The sequence below is a fragment of the Bacillus sp. FSL K6-1145 genome (assembly GCF_038003425.1).
Taxonomy (GTDB): domain Bacteria; phylum Bacillota; class Bacilli; order Bacillales; family Bacillaceae; genus Bacillus; species Bacillus pumilus.
The window spans coordinates 592,443-610,871 of the sequence record NZ_JBBOPC010000001.1; the positions used below are offsets into that span (position 1 = coordinate 592,443).

An 18,429-nucleotide genomic window follows, 5' to 3' on the forward strand; every position below is an offset into this window, starting at 1 on the left:
ACATAACCGAGATTCGAAAAATGACGGTAGCGGACATTCCAGAGGTATATACGATTGAAGTGCATTCGTTTACTGCGCCTTGGAAAAAAGAATCATTTGTCTATGAGATTCTCCATAACCAGTACAGCCATTATTTCCTCATTGAAGAAGATGAGCAGCCTGTTGGCTATTGCGGGGTCTGGATCGTCATGGACGATGCACAAATTACGAACATTGCGATTCTCCCTGAGCATAGAGGAAAGGGTTACGGGGAAGCGTTGCTGCGATATGTCATGGAATTTTGTAAAGAAAAAAAGACAGATCATCTTTCTTTAGAGGTGCGGGTGTCGAATACACCTGCACAATCCCTTTATGAAAAGCTTGGTTTCAGACCAGCTTCTATTCGAAAGAATTATTATACGGATAATGGGGAAGATGCATTGGTCATGTGGGTGAATATAAATGAGTGAACAAACAGATCGATTTATATTAGGTATAGAGACAAGCTGTGATGAAACAGCGGCATCTATTGTGAAAAATGGGAAAGAAATTGTAGCGAATGTTGTCGCATCGCAAATAGAAAGCCATAAACGATTTGGCGGAGTTGTCCCAGAAATTGCTTCAAGGCATCACGTGGAGCAAGTCACCATCGTGTTAGAAGAAGTGATGGCACAGGCCAATATGAGCTTTCAGGATTTAGATGCCATTGCTGTCACAGAAGGACCGGGCTTAGTTGGTGCTCTTCTGATCGGTGTCAATGCAGCCAAGGCACTGAGCTTTGCTCATCAAATTCCTCTTGTTGGTGTACATCATATCGCGGGGCATATTTATGCAAACCAACTTGTAGATGAATTGCAGTTTCCATGTTTGGCTCTTGTCGTCTCTGGTGGACATACTGAGCTTGTACTAATGAAAGAGCACGGGTCTTTTGAGGTTATCGGAGAAACATTAGATGATGCGGCTGGAGAAGCATACGATAAAGTGGCCCGGACGATGGGTCTCCCGTATCCAGGCGGACCTCATATTGATCGGTTAGCACATGAAGGAGAGCCAACGATTAAGCTTCCACGTGCATGGCTTGAAGAAGGTTCTTATCACTTTAGCTTTAGTGGATTAAAATCAGCTGTTATTAACACACTACACAATGCATCTCAAAAGGGAGAAACAATTGCTCCAGAGAATTTGGCAGCAAGTTTTCAAGCAAGTGTCATTGAGGTGCTTGTTGGGAAAACATTAAAAGCGGCTGAGGCCTATGGCGTCAAGCAGGTTGTCCTAGCTGGTGGAGTCGCTGCCAATAAAGGACTGAGAGAAGCCTTAACGATAGCATTCACGAAGCTTCCTGACGTGAAGGTCATTATTCCACCATTATCTCTTTGTACAGACAATGCAGCCATGATCGCTGCTGCTGGAACCATTGCGTTTGAAAAAGGTATAAGAGGCGATATGGCGATGAATGGGCAGCCAGGCTTACCGCTTGTCTCATATGAATGAAAACTCCTGTGGATACACAGGTTTTTTTCATTTTTAATGAAAGCGATTTATTCACAAGTAAACGTGATATATCCACAATTGTTAGAAAATTTCGTTTTAAAATGAAGTGGATGTGCGCAAATACGTTCTTTTATGTGGATATGTGATTAAATCTCTGTGTATAAAGTGGATAAGTCCGATTTTTAAAAGAATAATAAAGAAGTTATTGTGGATATTAATGTGGATAAGAAATCTTCACTAAAAGAAAAAAGAGCACCCATTAGGGCACTCTTTACGATTCGGATAGCTCTTCCCACTCTGCCAAAAGGGATTCCAGCTCTTGATGAAGTGTATCGTTTTCTGTTTGAATGTTTTGGACCTTCTCGTGATCTTGAAAAATAGCAGGATCACATAGAAGCTCTTCATTTTCACCAAGCTTCGCTTCAATGACAGCAATCCGTTCTTCAATTTCCTCGATTCTGCGCTGCTTTTGTCTCTCTTTCTTTTTCAGTTCTTTTTCTTCCGCATAAGAAAGCTTTGCCGTTTCAACTGGCTTGGCTGCTTGTTTTTTCAGCGCCTCATTTTCTTGAATCGCTTCAAGCTCTAATTGTTCATTTTTCTTTTCAAGGTAGTAGTCATAATCACCGAGATACTCTTTTGTTTCTGTAGGCGACAGTTCGAATACTTTCGTTGCCAGACGGTTGATAAAATAACGGTCATGAGACACAAATAAGATGGTTCCTGGGTAATCAATCAGTGCATTTTCTAAAATTTCCTTACTATCTAAGTCTAAATGGTTCGTAGGCTCATCAAGTATCAGGAAATTGGCTTTTTGGAGCATCAGCTTTGCCAGGGCAAGGCGCGCTTTTTCTCCACCGCTTAATGCATGAACGGGCTTTAAGACGTCGTCACCGGAAAAGAGGAAGTTCCCTAAACATGTTCGAATTTCTTTTTCATTCATATGAGGATAGTCATCCCAAAGCTCATTCAGCACTTTTTTGGAGGATGTCAGTTTGGCTTGTTCTTGGTCATAGTAGCCGATTGTGACATGAGATCCAAAGGTGATGTCGCCTTTTACAGGCTTTATTGTGTTCGTTAACGTTTTTAAAAGGGTTGATTTCCCGATCCCATTAGGACCAATGAGTGCCACGCTATCCTCTCGTTTGATCTGAAAAGAAAGAGAGGATAGGAGCGGTGTTTTTTCATCATAACGAATGTCGAGATCATGTACCTTCAGCACATCATTGCCGCTTTGTCTCGTAATATCAAAATGAAAGTTTGCAGATTTTTCATCACCTAATGGCTTATCTATACGATCCATCCGTTCCAGTTGCTTGCGTCTGCTCTGAGCGCGCTTTGTGGTTGAGGCTCTTGCTAGGTTGCGATCTACGAAATCCTGAAGCTTTGAGATTTCTTCTTGCTGCTTTTCGTAAAGCTTCATATCGCGCTCTAGCTGCTCAGCTTTCAGATCAAGATACTTACTATAGTTGCCTGCAAACTTTTTCATGGCAGTTCTTGAGACTTCATAAACATGGTTCACCACTTTGTCTAAGAAGTAGCGGTCATGGGACACGATCAGAATGGCGCCTGTATAATTTTGCAAATACTGCTCCAGCCATGATAAGGTATCAATATCTAAATGGTTGGTCGGCTCGTCCAGAATTAAGAGTTCTGGTTTCATTAATAAGAGCTTTCCAAGCGCTAGACGGGTTTTCTGGCCGCCGCTTAAGGATTGAACGGTTGTCCCATCTTCAAAGTGACTAAAGCCGAGCCCATGAAGAATGGAGCGGACGTCTGCTTCGTATTGATAGCCGCCTTGGTCTTTAAATTCCTGCTGTAGTCTGTCATAGGTTTTCATGAGGGAATCTAGCTCAGAACCTGTAGAGGAAGCCATTTTCTCCTCGATGGTTCTCATCTCTTGTTCCATCTTTTTCAAATGATCAAAAACCGATAATAATTCGTCTTTTAACGTACGTGTAGACGTCACATCGGTATGCTGTGCTAAATAGCCGATCGATAGGTCTTTCGGTTTGATGATCTCACCTTGCTCGTAAGACAATTGACCGGCAATGATTTTCAAAAGGGTGGATTTGCCTGCGCCGTTACGACCTACAATGGCAATCCGATCCCTTGCTTTGACTTCCAATTTTATATTCGTTAAAACGGTATCAGCACCAAACGATTTGGACAGCTGATTCACTTGTAGAATCATCATGTAACTTCACCTCTGCTATAATATGTTAAGTGTAGCTTATCAGCAGTAAACCAGCAAATGTTACATACAATCGCCATATTCAAATGAAAGACAGATAGGAAAAAATAGTGTATCATTTGAGTGAGGGAGCGTTGAAAAGATGAGTCAATTTAGCCACTTTAACGAACAAGGAAGAGCAAAGATGGTCGACATTAGTGACAAATCGTCTACCGTGAGAACCGCCGTTGCTGCTTCAAGTGTTCGTATGATAAAAGAAGTGTTTCATAAAATAGAGCAACGTGAAATTGGAAAAGGCGATGTGCTGTCTGTTGCACAGGTTGCTGGCATTATGGCAGCAAAGCAGACATCTACCATCATTCCAATGTGTCATCCGCTTGCACTAAAAGGTGTGGATATCTCCTTTGATTGGGAGGAAGACGGAAATGCGCACATTCTGAACATACAAGTACAAGTGAAAACAAAAGGAAGTACGGGTGTGGAGATGGAAGCGCTCACCTCTGCTTCAGTATGTGCACTGACTGTTTACGACATGTGCAAAGCGATTGATAAAGGCATGATCATCGGTCCTACCTATTTAATTGAAAAGACAGGCGGGAAAAACGGTGATTTTCACAGAGCATCTGATATTTAAGTTGGAGGACCTTATATGAATATAGATCAGTCAAAAATTCCACAAGCGACAGCCAAACGTTTGCCGCTATATTACCGTTTTTTAAAAAATCTGCATGCATCAGGAAAACAAAGGGTGTCATCAGCAGAGCTTAGTGATGCAGTCAAAGTGGATTCTGCTACCATTCGCCGAGATTTTTCGTACTTTGGTGCACTTGGGAAGAAAGGGTATGGCTATAATGTCGATTACCTTTTGACCTTCTTCAGAAAGACACTTGACCAAGATGAAATGACCAATGTCATGCTCATCGGTGTCGGGAATTTAGGGACTGCTTTTTTACACTATAATTTCATCAAAAACAATAATACAAAAATTTCAATGGCTTTTGACGTCAATGAGAGTAAAATAGGAAGTGAGATAGGCGGCGTGCCTGTCTATGATTTGGATAAGCTTGAAGAGCATGTTCAAGAGGTAGGAGATATTCCTGTTGCCATTTTGACAGTACCTGCCGTAGCAGCTCAACCCATTACAGATCGTTTGATTGCCCTTGGCATCAAAGGAATCCTTAATTTTACGCCGGCTCGATTGAATGTGCCGGAACACATTCGAATTCATCATATAGATTTGGCGGTTGAACTTCAGTCACTTGTGTATTTCTTAAAGCATTACTCTGTTACACAGGAGGATTGACGAAAAGGGGTAAAGGGGGTGGAGCAAATGGGTCCGATCGGTCCTGGAAGTTTGGTTCTGATTGCGATTGTTGCGCTCATTATTTTTGGGCCGAAAAAGCTTCCTGAATTAGGAAGAGCAGCAGGAGATACATTACGTGAATTCAAAAATGCCACAAAAGGTTTAGCTGATGATCAGGAAGAAAAAAAGAAAAAAGAAGATCAGTAGAATAGGATGAGCTTCATGAATGTCAAAGATATGCCGCTTATGGAGCATATTGTGGAACTGCGAAAACGTTTAGTGATCATTGCGATGTTTTTTGTCGCCTTTATGGTGGCTGGTTTTTTTCTTGCTAAGCCGGTCATTGTGTATTTACAAAATACCGATGAAGCGGCCACACTGACACTGAATGCATTTAAGCTCACAGATCCGCTGTACGTGTTTATGCAGTTCGCATTTGTCATCGCTTTGGTTTTGACGTGTCCCGTGATTTTATATCAGCTTTGGGCGTTTGTGAGCCCCGGCTTATATGAAAAAGAAAGAAAGGTGACACTTGCTTATATTCCGATTGCACTGCTTTTATTTTTGAGCGGTGTGGCTTTCTCTTATTTTATTTTGTTTCCGTTTGTCGTTGATTTTATGATGCGAATGTCGAATGATTTAAATGTAGAGCAAGTCATTGGGATTCATGAGTATTTTACATTTCTGATGCAGTTAACACTTCCATTTGGCTTTTTGTTTCAGATGCCCGTTGTGTTGATGTTTCTCACAAGACTTGGCATCATCACACCGATGTTTTTATCAAAAATACGGAAGTATGCCTATTTTGTCCTCCTTGTCATTGCCGCACTCATTACACCACCAGAGCTTGTTTCTCACCTCATGGTCACTTTGCCGATGCTCGTTCTATACGAAGTGAGTATCGTCATTTCGAGAGTGACCTATCGCAAAATGCAGCAAACAGAGGAGAAAGAAAGTTATGATGTCACATAAAAAAGCATCGTGATCCGAATAAGGGTCACGATGCTTTTTCTATTGTGAAAGGAATTGATTGATCGCTTGAAATAGATGCTGATAATAGGAAGGCTCATGCGGGACAAAATCTTGTATACAGACTACTCTGCTTTCCTCACGTCGTTCTCCGGCTTCATCAATTTCAAAGCCCTCCAGCTGCATGTTTTCATATTTTCTAGTGAAAAGCTGCTGTGCATCCATTAGATTTGCTCTGTAAAGTCCAGCGACTTCTTCCTTTTGTAATTGAATGTTCATCTGCTCTTCTTGATGGACGTAAAGATAGACATGGCAACATTCACGATCAGTAAAACTGGGTAGATGGATTTCATCCTGTATAACTCCTGCAAAGGTCAAATCCTCAAAAGGTATAGTAAGACCGATCTCTTCTTCTACCTCTCTCATACCGTCAGAAGGCTGTTCATTTGCAAGAAGATGACCTGCTGCGGTGATATCAAAAAGAGAAGGGAAATCCTTTTTTGCGGGACTTCTTAGCTGAAAATAGAGATAGTTGGTGTCATGTTCCTTTTTGAGAAGCCAAAAATGAAAGGTTTCATGCCAAAGGCCTTGGGCATGGATATCTGATCGGGCAGCGACTCCAATCGTTTCATGCTGCTCATTTAAGATGTTCAGTTTTTCTTGTTCCATGAAAACTTGTCCTCCATAAAAAAACCATTTTCCAAGTGCGGAAAATGGTTTTTGATTTATTTTTGCTGCTGTTTTTTGAGTTTGACAGAGAAGGCAAACATTTTAAGCGCGATATTAATATTATAGGCCGCAAACACCATCAGCAAAATGCTGTAAAATGACCACATGTCACCTGGATTTTGAATGGCCATATAGGTGAAAGCCACACCTACGGCAAAATAAATGATGCCCCATACAACAGGGTTTCTCATGAGAAAAAGCCTCCAATAATCATTTGCATTGTTTGAGATTGTTCTTCAATCATTTTTCTTACTGGCTCAATCTGCACAAGAATAACGAGTGAGTTCATCAGCATATGAGCACCGATTGGAACAATGATTCGTTTTGTTTTCGCATATAAAAAGGCAAAGGTAAAGCCCATTGCGGTATAGAGCAAGATATGGGGAAAATCATTGTGTACAGCAGCGAAAACCACTGAACTGACAAGTGCTCCAATGAAAAAATTCGTTTTTTCATAAACCACACCAAAGATGATTTTTCGAAAAATGATTTCCTCTAATATCGGTCCAATCAGGGCGATGACGATCACAAGCCATGGAACTGCATCCATTATGGCTAAAATGTTTTGAGTATTTTCGGATTCACGGCCAATGCCAAATGCATATTGTTCAATCGCTCCTGCAATCGATTGTGCAAAGAGGGAAAGAAAGAAACCACCAATGATCCAAGCGATTGCCGCGCCGACTGAAGCCGGTGCCTCATTTCGAAGTGAAGCTTTTGGCACAGTCCGAAGAATGAGCAGAATAATGATTAATCCGACACAGAAGCTGATAATTGTCCATGTACCTGACAATTTAGAGAGCTCTGCTTGTGTCATCGGTGTCTGAATGTAACCTAACCACTTCATGATGAATACATACGGAAACGCAGAAAACTGCACCAATATATACGTTAAGATGATGTACCAATATTGTTTTTTCAAGTAACGAAAACCCCTTTACTAAAAGAACTAGATTTATTGTAACACAAGTCTTCTTTTTCGATGAAAAGGAAAGAATCTGAGATGAAAAAAGATCATGAAAGCGTAAAAATTTTTAAAGGTTTTTACTTGAAATTGCAGAAGACATTCTTTATTATAATAAATGTGTTAGCACTCACTGGTGATGAGTGCTAAAAAAAGACTACATATAAAAATTGAGGAGGTTGTTTCTTATGTTAAAGCCATTAGGCGATCGCGTAATCATTGAACTCGTTGAATCTGAGGAAAAAACCGCTAGCGGTATTGTGTTACCGGATTCTGCAAAAGAAAAACCGCAAGAAGGTAAAATTGTTGCAGCAGGTTCAGGTCGTGTACTTGAAAGTGGTGAGCGCGTTGCGTTAGAAGTAAACACAGGCGACCGCATTATCTTCTCAAAATATGCAGGCACTGAAGTGAAATATGAAGGCAAAGAATATTTAATTCTTCGTGAGAGCGACATTTTAGCTGTTATTGGTTAATCACATAAAAAACATTGAGATACATTTTTAAAAAGACTGAGGAGGTTTCGTTATTATGGCAAAAGATATTAAGTTCAGTGAAGAAGCACGTCGCGCGATGCTACGTGGTGTAGATGCACTTGCAGATGCTGTAAAAGTAACTTTAGGACCTAAAGGACGTAACGTGGTTCTTGAGAAAAAATTCGGTTCTCCACTTATCACAAATGATGGTGTAACGATCGCAAAAGAAATCGAATTAGAAGATGCATTTGAAAACATGGGTGCAAAACTTGTGGCTGAAGTTGCAAGCAAAACAAACGACGTAGCTGGTGACGGTACAACGACTGCAACAGTTCTAGCTCAAGCGATGATCCGTGAAGGTCTTAAAAACGTAACAGCTGGTGCAAACCCTGTTGGCGTTCGTAAAGGGATCGAAGAAGCAGTGAAAGTAGCACTTGAAGGCTTGCACGAGATTTCTAAACCAATCGAAGGCAAAGAATCAATTGCTCAAGTTGCGTCTATTTCTGCAGCAGATGAAGAAGTTGGAAGCCTGATCGCTGAAGCAATGGAGCGTGTAGGTAACGACGGCGTGATCACAATCGAAGAATCTAAAGGGTTCACAACTGAGCTTGAAGTGGTTGAAGGAATGCAGTTTGACCGCGGATATGCTTCACCATACATGGTGACGGATTCTGATAAGATGGAAGCGGTTCTTGAAAATCCTTACATCTTAATCACTGATAAAAAAATCACAAACATTCAAGAAATCCTTCCTGTACTTGAGCAAGTTGTACAACAAGGAAAACCATTATTGCTCATTGCTGAAGATGTAGAAGGCGAAGCACTTGCAACACTTGTTGTGAACAAACTTCGTGGAACATTCAACGCAGTGGCAGTAAAAGCACCTGGATTCGGTGATCGTCGTAAAGCAATGCTTGAAGACATCTCTGTTCTAACTGGCGGAGAGTTAATCACAGAAGATCTAGGACTTGACCTGAAATCAACTGAAATCGGTCAGCTTGGCCGCGCGTCTAAAGTCGTTGTGACAAAAGAAAACACAACCATCGTAGAAGGTTCAGGAGATTCTGCTCAAATCGCAGCACGCGTAAACCAAATCCGTGCGCAAGTTGAAGAAACAACTTCTGAATTCGATAAAGAAAAATTACAAGAACGTCTTGCTAAACTAGCTGGTGGCGTCGCTGTCATCAAAGTTGGTGCTGCAACTGAAACAGAACTAAAAGAGCGTAAACTACGCATCGAGGATGCACTCAACTCAACTCGTGCAGCAGTTGAAGAAGGTATCGTATCCGGTGGTGGTACAGCACTTGTGAATGTATACAAAAAAGTCGCTTCAATCGAAGCAGATGGTGACGTTCAAACTGGCGTGAACATCGTTCTACGTTCTCTTGAAGAGCCAATCCGTCAAATCGCTCACAACGCAGGTCTTGAAGGATCAGTCATCGTTGAGCGCTTGAAAAACGAAGAAATTGGCGTAGGCTTCAACGCAGCAACAAACGAATGGGTAAACATGATCGAAAAAGGAATCGTTGACCCAACAAAAGTAACTCGCTCTGCACTTCAAAACGCAGCTTCTGTTGCAGCAATGCTTCTAACAACTGAAGCAGTCGTTGCTGACAAACCAGAAGAAGGCGGCTCAGGCGGCGGAATGCCAGATATGGGCGGCATGGGTGGAATGGGTGGAATGATGTAATTACGGATTTAACCCCTTATTAATCAAGGGTTTAACCGTAAGTCGCACTCATTTTGGTGCCATTTTGATACCACATAGAAAAATTAGAGGCTTTTCATTAGTTCTCCGAACTTTTGAGAAGCTTCTTTTTTTCTGTCTTTTGTAATGTAGATGAGTTTTTTGATTTGAAAATTCATACATTGCATTGGTTAGCTCGCACCATGGCCGCTCAGAAGGAGACTTTTTTGATGTTGAAAGCTGTATAATTGAATATAGAGAAGTAAAAGTGATCATATTAAATCACCTTTAGGAAATTCCCCGCTTCATTTTACATAAGGTCATAAAAATACATATAACTAGGCAATGCATTGGTAGAATGATATAATACGCGCTCCAATCCCTTAATATATAGGGATTTTATGTAAGAATAGAGCGGGTTGTTAACATGAAGTTTTTAACGAAGGCTTCTCTTAAGTTGAACAAACTTGTGGGAAGCCTCTTTTTTCATTTATTATTTAACATTGTAATAAGTCGTTCGTTCGATTACTTGATGTTGTGCTTCTTTGTAGCGGTTTTATACATCGTTTTTAGGGCAGAAAAATATTAAAAAAGAAGTCGCTCTTCCACAATATGAGCGGCTCCTTATTGTTTATATGTGATTTGATAAATCTTTGTATAATTCACACATTCTATTTGTTTAATAATCTTTTTAGCATACTTTTGGGTTTTACAGGATTTGAACTTTCAAGGATAAGGGTAGATAACTTCCCAAGCATTTCAGTTAATTCACTTTCGAATTCTAAGGTGTTATCATCAGTATTTGTATGAGCGTGAACCAACTCATGCACAAGTGTACCTGCGAATGATTGTATATTTTTCAGTTGGCTACGTTTAATGATAATTCGTTTAGTGGACGGCTCCCATAACCCAAGTGCATCATTACCCGTATAATTGTCTGGCCGCATTGAATTGGAAATCACAATATCATTGACGAGATTACTCTTTTTTGGGAACCAACTTACAATGATATCTTTGTAATTGAAAATTTCTTTTTCTTTAGCCGTTAACTGGTTGACTTTTACGATATCAAATTCGAATTGTTCGTTCCATTCTAACGCATAAGTTTCCAAATTTCTGAAGTTATTACCATTCAGATCTTTACTAGTTTCAAGTTTATTCGCTAGTGAATCAGGAACAGTAATGATACGTATCCCTTCCTCCTTTGCGTAATTTAAGTATTTACCGCCATCCATTAAATCATAAGCACTTAAAAACATCACTTTTTTGTCCTTGCTACTTAATATTTTACAGGCGTGTAGTTGAACATCAACCCATTGTAATTCATCGTGATAATCTCCTGTTTGAATCCTTTGTAAATCATCCACCAGCTTTCTAGCAAATGTTGGGCTCTTACATTCTAAGAGAATAGACTTCACCCTGTCTGTGTAAGCACTTCTTCCTACATTTGTTCGCTCCCGATTTAAAGATTGACGAAGTTTCTTAGTGGTGGAAGTGATATTGTAAGAAAAGAGTAAATTGTCTTCCTCAGCTACACAAATTCCGTTAACGTAAATTCTTGAACGTTTTTTTTTGTTTTCAATGAGTTCCCCATACTTCGTTTTTTCAATTGTCTTTTCTCCGGAATAAAGTAAGAAGAAATCCTTGGCTTTTTCGATATCATCATCTTTGAGACCAGTAAACGTAAAGTCTGTGCCTACCAAATTAGGATTAGTCGGACTATGGACGATGGCGTGCAAGGTTACCAGATCGTCAAAGTCTCCCTTAGATAACTTCTTTATTGTAATATCACTATATTTTGATTGGATGAGGATTTCTACGTTCCTTCGATCGAATGTCGCCAATGCATCTTTTAAACCTACCCCGAATTTACCAATGACTTTATCTGGGTTCTCTGTCTTTTCTATATTCTCGTTTTGCGTTAGATGTTCATACTTTAGACCTCTCCCAAAATCCTTGATATGCCATTTATTATCTTCATCTTTAAAAATAAGGGGCTCTTTCGTGTTCGTTAAATTTGATTCATCCAGTGCATTTGCTATGATTTCTCTTAAGGCGTGAGGAATAGTCCAGTGCTCTAATACTTTTTCGATGTTCAAATCGAACTTTTTCATTATTAATGCTTCTCCTTTTTAATTGGTATTTTTTATAAGATGATTATACCTCATACTTTTGAAACTAGACTATAAATTGATGTTTATTTGTGGTTTTGTACCTCAAAATAGAACCTGTTAGTATATTCAAGATTGTCTCTTCTTTAATCTAAAATTATCCTCTGTATAAAAATATTTCTAAAATAGAAAAATCTAAGTTGTGAAATATGATGTTATTTGTCATTGTGATCATATATAAAAAAAATTGAAGTGGTTGATATGACCGACTTCAGAGAGTTTTTATGGGAGACGCTGTCTGAGGAACTATTAAGAGAAGCAAAATGAAAAGCACTGTAGGCTTTAGATTGTGCTCGCATCATTGAAAAGCTGATGCAGAGGGGGGAAGTGGAAATGGCTGAAACAATGAAAGAGAGAGTAAAGGACGTATAAGAAAACCAATCTTATAATCAAGAGTGCTTTTTTGTTTTCAGAGAGATATGAGATACCTTGACTTATAATGTCACATTTTCTTTAAAATTACATAAAAAATCCACTATTTCCATAAAAAATCAGATCAATTCCTTATAATAAAAGTATCTGAGAATGGGGAGTGAGTCGAGATGGACCAAAACTTGCTGCAAATGAATCAAGTGAGATCAGAGGATGAATTAGCTGTTGTGAATATTTCTTCTACAGAAATTGGGGCGCTGTCAAAGGAAGCGGCTGAGCGGATTTTACAAACGAACGATACGGATAATATTCATCAACTGATGTATGTTCCGATTGAAAAGAAAGCAGATTTGCATTGGTTGATTCAAAGTGTTGGACAGGCGTTAGAAGATGAGGATGACGATAACGTTGCACTTGAATTGGCTGATTTGCTCTATTTCTTTGTCATTCCATTTTATAAGGAGTATATTTTGAGGGAACATCATTTGTATGAGTGTATAGATGATCTGTTGGTACGATTAGCATCGTGGGCTCACTCAGATATTCACACACTGGTCGATGCGATGAGAGACGATTTGTCTGTATAAACTTGAAAAAAGCTTGTAGAGCGATCCTCTACAAGCCTTTCTAAATTACTGGGCTCTTTCCCAAGTAATCTTTGTTTCATTTGTTTTTTTCGTTCCCTTTGCCAGCACCTTACCGTTTTCTTGTTTCACGGTGATGTTTAGGTCGTAAAAGGAATAGAGAGCACCAAGGCTGTCATTTTCCGGTTTGTGCAGGTTGTTTTCTTTTTCAGTTGAAGCTCCAATGGCCAGTGTCTTGGCAAAGTTTAAACCGATGACTTCAGCGTAATCACTATTGGTGTCAGAGGAAGCGATCACGTTTAATGAAATGACTTTTTTCTTTTGATCAACGGTAATCGCTGTGTCTTTTATGAGTTTAGACTGTTCCATGACTTCTTTCGTTTCTTTTTGAATGCGTTCATTGATCGTTGGAAGTGCCTTCGTTTCTGTTTTTTGTTCGTTTGTTGTATTTGAGCAAGCTGCTAGCATGAAGAGACTTGCAACTAGGCTCATGAAAACAAGTAGACTTTTTTTCACGTTCGTTCTCCTTTTTTCTTCGAAGTATGTATGTTTATGTTACCACGAATCCTTGTTTGGATTAAAAGAGAAGTGTTGATAAGCTGTGAACAATAAAAAGCACCCAAAAAGGGCGCTTTTTTCTTATTGTGCGGAAAGGCTTGTACTTAATGGAACAGAAGAAATGACGGTGAATTTAGGAGCTGCAGCACCTGATTCTAAATTTTTACGTAAAAGCGATGATTTGATGGACCCATCCCATTTTTTATAGACGCTTCCTGATGTATCTGCACGAAGCTGTACATTCGAGAAGCTTGCTTGTGTGTAGCTGTTTGCCCCATTATCCTGAACGCCGTGTACCATTTTGACGACATCGAGGTTTTTCAGACGGCTAGGTTTGTAAACAGGCTGTTTATAGCGCAATGTCCCATTGACGTATAGTGACACTGTGCCATCACCATTGTTGATGAGCTTTAAGTTGACACGTGCACCATCCTTAATGCTCTTATCATATTCGCTGTTCCAATATTGGCTGCCACCTTGTGAGCCGCTGCCTAGAAAGACTTTATAGCCAGAAGACGTTTTTGAAATACCGCTCTCTATAACGGCAGAGCCGAGACCGAGGTACCAGTCCGCATAGCCATTTTTAATCGTCGCTGTTTTCGGAAGCACAATATCAGCGGAGATGCCTGACCATTTGGCTTCATCCGTTTGTGTCACAATCGCACCGTGACGAGGACTAGCTGCTGAGGCAGGAAGACTTGAAAGCATCAAAACCAACGCTAAACTCACACTCAAAACGATGAACCACTTTTTCATAAAAATTCCTCCTTATATTTGATTCATTTTTATTATATAAAATGAAAGAGAGGAGTTGCTTACATTGTTCTGGCTGATTTTGGTATTTTTTATGAACAAAATCGGTCATAAAGTGGTCAATTTGTATTCGAATTGTAATGTGACTGTAAAATAACTGGGGGCATCTTCATGTATAATAAGTGCAGAAACCAAATACGGAGGATTTTTTAATGAATAAAAAGCTTATCGCGACAATCGTAACAGTAGCTAGTTTATTTTTGGCGTTTAGTTTCTCACATGGAGCAAGTGCAAAAAAAGTAAGCGGCAATATTACTTGGTATAATGGTGTCGGTAAAAAAGGCGCAGATGGAAAAAAACTCGGTCATTGGGATGCAGCAACTAAAATGGGATTTGACGTACCAAAAAAAGGTACAAAACTAAGAGTGACAACAAAAGCGAAACCACATAAAGTGATTACAGTATATAAATATGATGTAGGTAGAATGCCAAACGCTGTATTAGACGTCAGCCCAAAAGCATTCAAAGCACTAGGGTTTAAAACAAGTAAAGGTGTCGTAAAAGGACATTACACTTATTAATACATAGGCATGCAAAGAAGCGGGAAAAGTTCATTTTCTGGCTTCTTTTCTTGTAGAGAGGGTCTGAAAGGCAATGAAAAAATCAACATGGTGGATCATCACGGTCATCGGAGTCGCAGTGATTGCGGCCATCATTTTCTTTATGATGAAGCCGGGGCAAGAGCCGAAGCATGCGGTAAAAGTGAAAACAAATCAGGATGCAAAAGACGAATTACTCGTTTCATTTACAGATCAACAGTTAAACAATACGTATTACTTGCATGACCGGGCACTTCATACGGAGAAACTGACAGCCTATCCTTCGATTGCTTATGATTCTACGAAACAGCTTTTATATTACACGTATACGGATGAAGACACGCAAAAAGTGAGTATTCGAGAACTGAATGTAAAAACGGATGAAGAAAAAACGCTATTTACGAGTGAAGATTCCATCGACAGTATGAGGCTGTCTGGAGACGGGAAACAGTTATATCTTAGGTATAATAAGGATTCTGGGGAACAATTTTATGTCGCTATGTTTGATGTAAAGACACACAAAGTGAAGGTATTATATCCAGAAAAAAGCAAGGATGACACGGTAAGTTCTTTTGCATATGATCCTGCGTCAAACCTTCTGGCAATCCAGCATTATTCCTTAAAAGAAGATTACAAGAAAACCGATGAAGCGAATGAAAAGGGAAGAGACCCTGAACCAACGACCATGAAGATCACCCTTCAAACAGGCGTGAAGGGGAAGCGAATTGCACGTATCTCGCAAACGATCAATGATATTTCATTTTCACCAGATCATAAGACATTGATTTATACAGAAGTGAAGGTGCGAAACGAAAAAGAAGTAGCCTCTATTAAAATGCTTGATGTAGAAACAGGAAAACAGGCGACACTCGTTAAGAACAGTGAGGATGTGCATATTTTAAGTGCCGCACAGCCGCAATTTTCTACGGATGGGTCTTCTATTTATTTCTTAGGTGTTGCTAAAAACGCAAAGGAATTAAAGGATGACACCGGTCGAAAAGCAAAGGTAAGAACGATATTTGAATACAATATCAAGAAGAAAACAGTGGAAGCCGTTTGGGAGAAGGATGGCGGGATTGTTAACAATTTCACTGTCAATCGATAAAAGGTACGTTCAGTTATTTTTATATAACTGGACGTTTTTTTATTTTGCCATTTGACATGTTGCAGAAATTAAGGAATTTATGTAAGGAAAATCAGTTTTTAAGGTGGGAAACGTGTGGTATTTTCATATTTTGCTTAAGTGACAGAGGAAAGGAAAGAGAGTAATATGAGTGGACATAAAAAAACGAGAGGACAGATGCTTCTCGTTTTCTCTGATTTATTTGGTGTTATTGTCTAATAAGTTTTGAAAGATAAACAGGGCATTAATGGAGTGAGGGAATCCAGCAACCTTTGTACAGTGCTTAATAATCTCCATAATTACTATGACAGAAAGTCCGATATGTAATGCTTGTTCAAAATGAGTCTTTAATTCTTCATCACAATCGCCTTTTGTAATGAGGGCAGATAATGTACTGATGGCCTTTTGTTTTTCATCTAAAATGAAGTGGTTGAATTCTTTTTGTTCACCGAGTTCAATTGTTAGCTGTTCAATATTTGATCGAATGCTCTCGTTTTTTTGAATTGAAAGCTTCTCTATGTTACCTGCCGTTGTTTCTTGTGTGATCTGGCAAGTCTCTTTTTCTTCATTCAAATTGAACTCCTCCGTTTTTTATCGCAATTTTCCATTTGTTCGTTCAGTGTGGCAAATGTGCCTTTTGATAGATGCAATGGGTATATAGTAGTATTATCGGTTTGCTTCGTCAATTTTTTAAGTGTTGAATGTACAAATAAATGCCATTTCAAGTCATGCATTGTTTTATTTTAGAATGATTCAATGAAAAGGAAGGAAAGGGCTAATATATCGCTGTCTGTTAGCCCTTCGCAATGATGTAGTCAATATATGTGTTTACGCATGTGACGGGAGATCGGTTTCATGTTACTTAATAATATCCATCGGCCGCATCATGTCATAATCCTCGTGCTCTAATATATGACAATGCCACACATACCTGCCGCTGTATGGAACAAAGCGAGCGATGATCCGAATGACTTCACCGGCATGCGCTTGAATGGTGTCCTTGTAGCCTTGTTCATGTAAGGGAGGTGCTTCGTTTGATCCTGTATACACAATGTCCCCTGTCGATTGATAGACCTCTGTATCAAATGGTCTTCTGTCTATCACTCTGAATTGAACAAGGTGTAAATGAATAGGATGAGTGACCCTTGTTGGATTGACAATAGACCAAACCTCCACACTTCCAAGACGAGGATTTTCCGTGACAGGGTCATTCCAAAATTGGTTATCTAGCAATAAAATGGGGCGGCCGTATTTATCCTGTGTGCCGCTAAGTGTGAGCGTACGCTCTTTATCAGCTCGACTAGGACGAAGCGGTGGAAGCGGTTTGAAAATAGGCCGTAATGTTTTAGGTGCTCTCCCTTTTAGCGGACGTGTGACTTTAAATTGCATGATGTTCGCATCTGTTTCAGGATTCACTTCCTGTCCGCAGCCGGCTTTATTTTTAAGGATGATCGTTTTGTTTTCATAAGCTGAAAAATCGATGATGACATCAAATCGCTCAGCAGGAGCAATGCTAAAGGATTGATGGTGAACAGGTCTTGGTAAAAAGCCGCCATCAGATCCAATTTGCAAAATCGTCGCATCGTTGTCTAGATGCAGCTCGTAAGTTCTTGTATTGGACGCATTTAAAATACGAAAACGGTATTTTCGCGGCTCTACTTCTAAATACGGCCATACTTTTCCATTGACCAAAATGGTTTCTCCGCAAAAGAAGGGCACGATAGACGGATCTGGTATGTCACTGTCTTCTGGCGTGTTGTTTGGTCTGCTTGGATAAAACAGCGCGCCATCCTCCTGAAACGTACGGTCCATGATCATTAGCGGAATATCATACTCACCCTTCGGTAATTCTAGCGATTTTTCAAACGCATCTGAAATCAAATAAAATCCAGCTAATCCGGCGTACACATTTAATCGTGTCAATGCCATCGCATGATCGTGATACCACAATGTGCAGGCTTGCTGATGATTTGGGTATTCGTACACCTCTCGTTCAAAGAAGGGGCCGGTTGCTTCAAAGTCTCGTGAAAACCAAGCCTCTGGATAGCCGTCACTGCTTGCTGGTGTGACGCCGCCATGTAAATGAACGACGGTTTTGACTTCTGGTTCATCACGATGGCCTTCGTGAATGGTGTGATCGACCGGTAGAAAATGCTTAAGTGGCAATTTGTTCATCCATTTCACTTTGACTTTTTCATTTCGATTCGCATGAATGGTTGGACCAGGCAAACTGCCATTATAGGTCCATAGCTTGGTTGGGGGCAGGTCTCTATGAACTTTTAGAAATACCTCCTCCATAGCGATTTCATAATACGTTTGTCTTGGGTTCTTTTTGACGGGCTTCGCAACTTCTGGAATTGGCAGCTCGTCAACAAATTTTTCTAGGTTCATGTTATCTAATCCTCACTTAAAATCCAATTTGATACAGTATAAGTGCGGACATCAAAATAGGTGAATAAAATAAAAAACCCGCTTTTCAGCGG

The 18,429-nt window shown here is 39.9% G+C and carries 20 protein-coding genes; 11 read left to right on the top strand and 9 right to left on the bottom strand.

The genetic code is table 11. The features are described 5' to 3' along the window. Window positions 1-20 precede the first annotated feature (20 nt). Window positions 21-449 carry a ribosomal protein S18-alanine N-acetyltransferase gene (gene rimI / locus MHH41_RS02945; RefSeq protein WP_003214231.1) on the top strand — a complete coding sequence of 143 codons (429 nt, stop codon included), beginning with the start codon at window positions 21-23 and terminating at the stop codon, window positions 447-449. Then, complete coding sequence (gene tsaD, locus MHH41_RS02950) at window positions 442-1,470, top strand: tRNA (adenosine(37)-N6)-threonylcarbamoyltransferase complex transferase subunit TsaD (RefSeq protein WP_050945670.1); 1,029 nt, start codon at window positions 442-444, stop codon at window positions 1,468-1,470. Before rimI ends, tsaD begins: the two co-directional genes overlap by 8 nt. 271 nt (window positions 1,471-1,741) lie before the next feature. Here tsaD and MHH41_RS02955 read toward each other — a convergent pair whose 3' ends face one another. After that, the gene (locus tag MHH41_RS02955) at window positions 1,742-3,664 is read right to left on the bottom strand and encodes an ABC-F family ATP-binding cassette domain-containing protein (RefSeq protein ID WP_284907739.1); all 1,923 of its coding nucleotides are present in this window, start codon (window positions 3,662-3,664) and stop codon (window positions 1,742-1,744) included. Window positions 3,665-3,803: 139 nt separating this feature from the next. Here MHH41_RS02955 and moaC point away from each other — a divergent pair, with 139 nt between their 5' ends. The 4 genes from moaC to tatC are packed head-to-tail and all read left to right on the top strand — an operon-like array spanning window position 3,804 to window position 5,936. Further along, complete coding sequence (gene moaC, locus MHH41_RS02960) at window positions 3,804-4,295, top strand: cyclic pyranopterin monophosphate synthase MoaC (protein ID WP_003214058.1); 492 nt, start codon at window positions 3,804-3,806, stop codon at window positions 4,293-4,295. A gap of 15 nt (window positions 4,296-4,310) precedes the next feature. Beyond that, window positions 4,311-4,964, top strand: coding sequence for a redox-sensing transcriptional repressor Rex (locus tag MHH41_RS02965; RefSeq protein ID WP_003214118.1), 654 nt, complete (start codon window positions 4,311-4,313; stop codon window positions 4,962-4,964). Window positions 4,965-4,991: 27 nt separating this feature from the next. Next, window positions 4,992-5,171, top strand: coding sequence for a twin-arginine translocase TatA/TatE family subunit (locus MHH41_RS02970; protein ID WP_003214302.1), 180 nt, complete (start codon window positions 4,992-4,994; stop codon window positions 5,169-5,171). 15 nt (window positions 5,172-5,186) lie between these two features. Continuing rightward, window positions 5,187-5,936 carry a twin-arginine translocase subunit TatC gene (gene tatC, locus MHH41_RS02975; protein WP_003214196.1) on the top strand — a complete coding sequence of 250 codons (750 nt, stop codon included), beginning with the start codon at window positions 5,187-5,189 and terminating at the stop codon, window positions 5,934-5,936. Window positions 5,937-5,975: 39 nt separating this feature from the next. Here the strand turns inward: tatC and MHH41_RS02980 are convergent, their stop codons facing one another. From MHH41_RS02980 to MHH41_RS02990, 3 genes are read right to left on the bottom strand one after another with little or no spacing between them, the layout of a single operon-like run. Then, the gene (locus tag MHH41_RS02980; protein ID WP_284907740.1) at window positions 5,976-6,602 is read right to left on the bottom strand and encodes an NUDIX hydrolase; all 627 of its coding nucleotides are present in this window, start codon (window positions 6,600-6,602) and stop codon (window positions 5,976-5,978) included. Between the two features lie 56 nt (window positions 6,603-6,658). Continuing rightward, a complete protein-coding gene (locus tag MHH41_RS02985; protein WP_003213897.1) occupies window positions 6,659-6,853 on the bottom strand; it encodes a YdiK family protein in 195 nt (64 codons plus the stop codon). Beyond that, complete coding sequence (locus MHH41_RS02990) at window positions 6,850-7,584, bottom strand: CPBP family intramembrane glutamic endopeptidase (RefSeq protein ID WP_226804708.1); 735 nt, start codon at window positions 7,582-7,584, stop codon at window positions 6,850-6,852. The genes MHH41_RS02985 and MHH41_RS02990 overlap by 4 nt, the downstream gene beginning before the upstream one ends. 230 nt (window positions 7,585-7,814) lie before the next feature. Between MHH41_RS02990 and groES the strand changes: the two genes are divergently transcribed. Further along, the gene (gene groES / locus MHH41_RS02995; RefSeq protein ID WP_003214120.1) at window positions 7,815-8,099 is read left to right on the top strand and encodes a co-chaperone GroES; all 285 of its coding nucleotides are present in this window, start codon (window positions 7,815-7,817) and stop codon (window positions 8,097-8,099) included. Between the two features lie 55 nt (window positions 8,100-8,154). Beyond that, on the top strand, window positions 8,155-9,789 hold the full coding sequence (groL, locus tag MHH41_RS03000) for a chaperonin GroEL (protein WP_012009082.1): 1,635 nt from the start codon (window positions 8,155-8,157) through the stop codon (window positions 9,787-9,789). A gap of 668 nt (window positions 9,790-10,457) precedes the next feature. On the opposite strand, the gene MHH41_RS03005 is transcribed toward groL, so the two are convergent. Beyond that, window positions 10,458-11,900 carry an ATP-binding protein gene (locus MHH41_RS03005; RefSeq protein ID WP_137055472.1) on the bottom strand — a complete coding sequence of 481 codons (1,443 nt, stop codon included), beginning with the start codon at window positions 11,898-11,900 and terminating at the stop codon, window positions 10,458-10,460. Between the two features lie 599 nt (window positions 11,901-12,499). Between MHH41_RS03005 and MHH41_RS03010 the strand changes: the two genes are divergently transcribed. Further along, window positions 12,500-12,916 carry a hypothetical protein gene (locus tag MHH41_RS03010; protein ID WP_284907741.1) on the top strand — a complete coding sequence of 139 codons (417 nt, stop codon included), beginning with the start codon at window positions 12,500-12,502 and terminating at the stop codon, window positions 12,914-12,916. A 45-nt stretch (window positions 12,917-12,961) separates the two neighbouring features. Here the strand turns inward: MHH41_RS03010 and MHH41_RS03015 are convergent, their stop codons facing one another. Together MHH41_RS03015 and MHH41_RS03020 are read right to left on the bottom strand one after the other, a co-directional pair. After that, window positions 12,962-13,429 carry a hypothetical protein gene (locus tag MHH41_RS03015; protein WP_065099121.1) on the bottom strand — a complete coding sequence of 156 codons (468 nt, stop codon included), beginning with the start codon at window positions 13,427-13,429 and terminating at the stop codon, window positions 12,962-12,964. A 123-nt stretch (window positions 13,430-13,552) separates the two neighbouring features. Then, entirely contained in the window at window positions 13,553-14,227 is a 675-nt protein-coding gene (locus MHH41_RS03020) for a hypothetical protein (RefSeq protein ID WP_044141452.1), read from the bottom strand. Between the two features lie 209 nt (window positions 14,228-14,436). Here MHH41_RS03020 and MHH41_RS03025 point away from each other — a divergent pair, with 209 nt between their 5' ends. Continuing rightward, entirely contained in the window at window positions 14,437-14,805 is a 369-nt protein-coding gene (locus MHH41_RS03025; RefSeq protein ID WP_044141453.1) for a septal ring lytic transglycosylase RlpA family protein, read from the top strand. A gap of 73 nt (window positions 14,806-14,878) precedes the next feature. Further along, window positions 14,879-15,928 carry a hypothetical protein gene (locus MHH41_RS03030; protein ID WP_284907742.1) on the top strand — a complete coding sequence of 350 codons (1,050 nt, stop codon included), beginning with the start codon at window positions 14,879-14,881 and terminating at the stop codon, window positions 15,926-15,928. Window positions 15,929-16,144: 216 nt separating this feature from the next. Here the strand turns inward: MHH41_RS03030 and MHH41_RS03035 are convergent, their stop codons facing one another. Both MHH41_RS03035 and MHH41_RS03040 read right to left on the bottom strand, forming a co-directional pair. After that, window positions 16,145-16,519, bottom strand: a complete 375-nt coding sequence (locus tag MHH41_RS03035) for a carboxymuconolactone decarboxylase family protein (protein WP_284907743.1) — start codon at window positions 16,517-16,519, stop codon at window positions 16,145-16,147. Window positions 16,520-16,804: 285 nt separating this feature from the next. Further along, window positions 16,805-18,337 (bottom strand): multicopper oxidase family protein, encoded by a 1,533-nt coding sequence (locus tag MHH41_RS03040; RefSeq protein ID WP_284907744.1) that lies wholly within the window; start codon window positions 18,335-18,337, stop codon window positions 16,805-16,807. Window positions 18,338-18,429 lie beyond the last annotated feature (92 nt).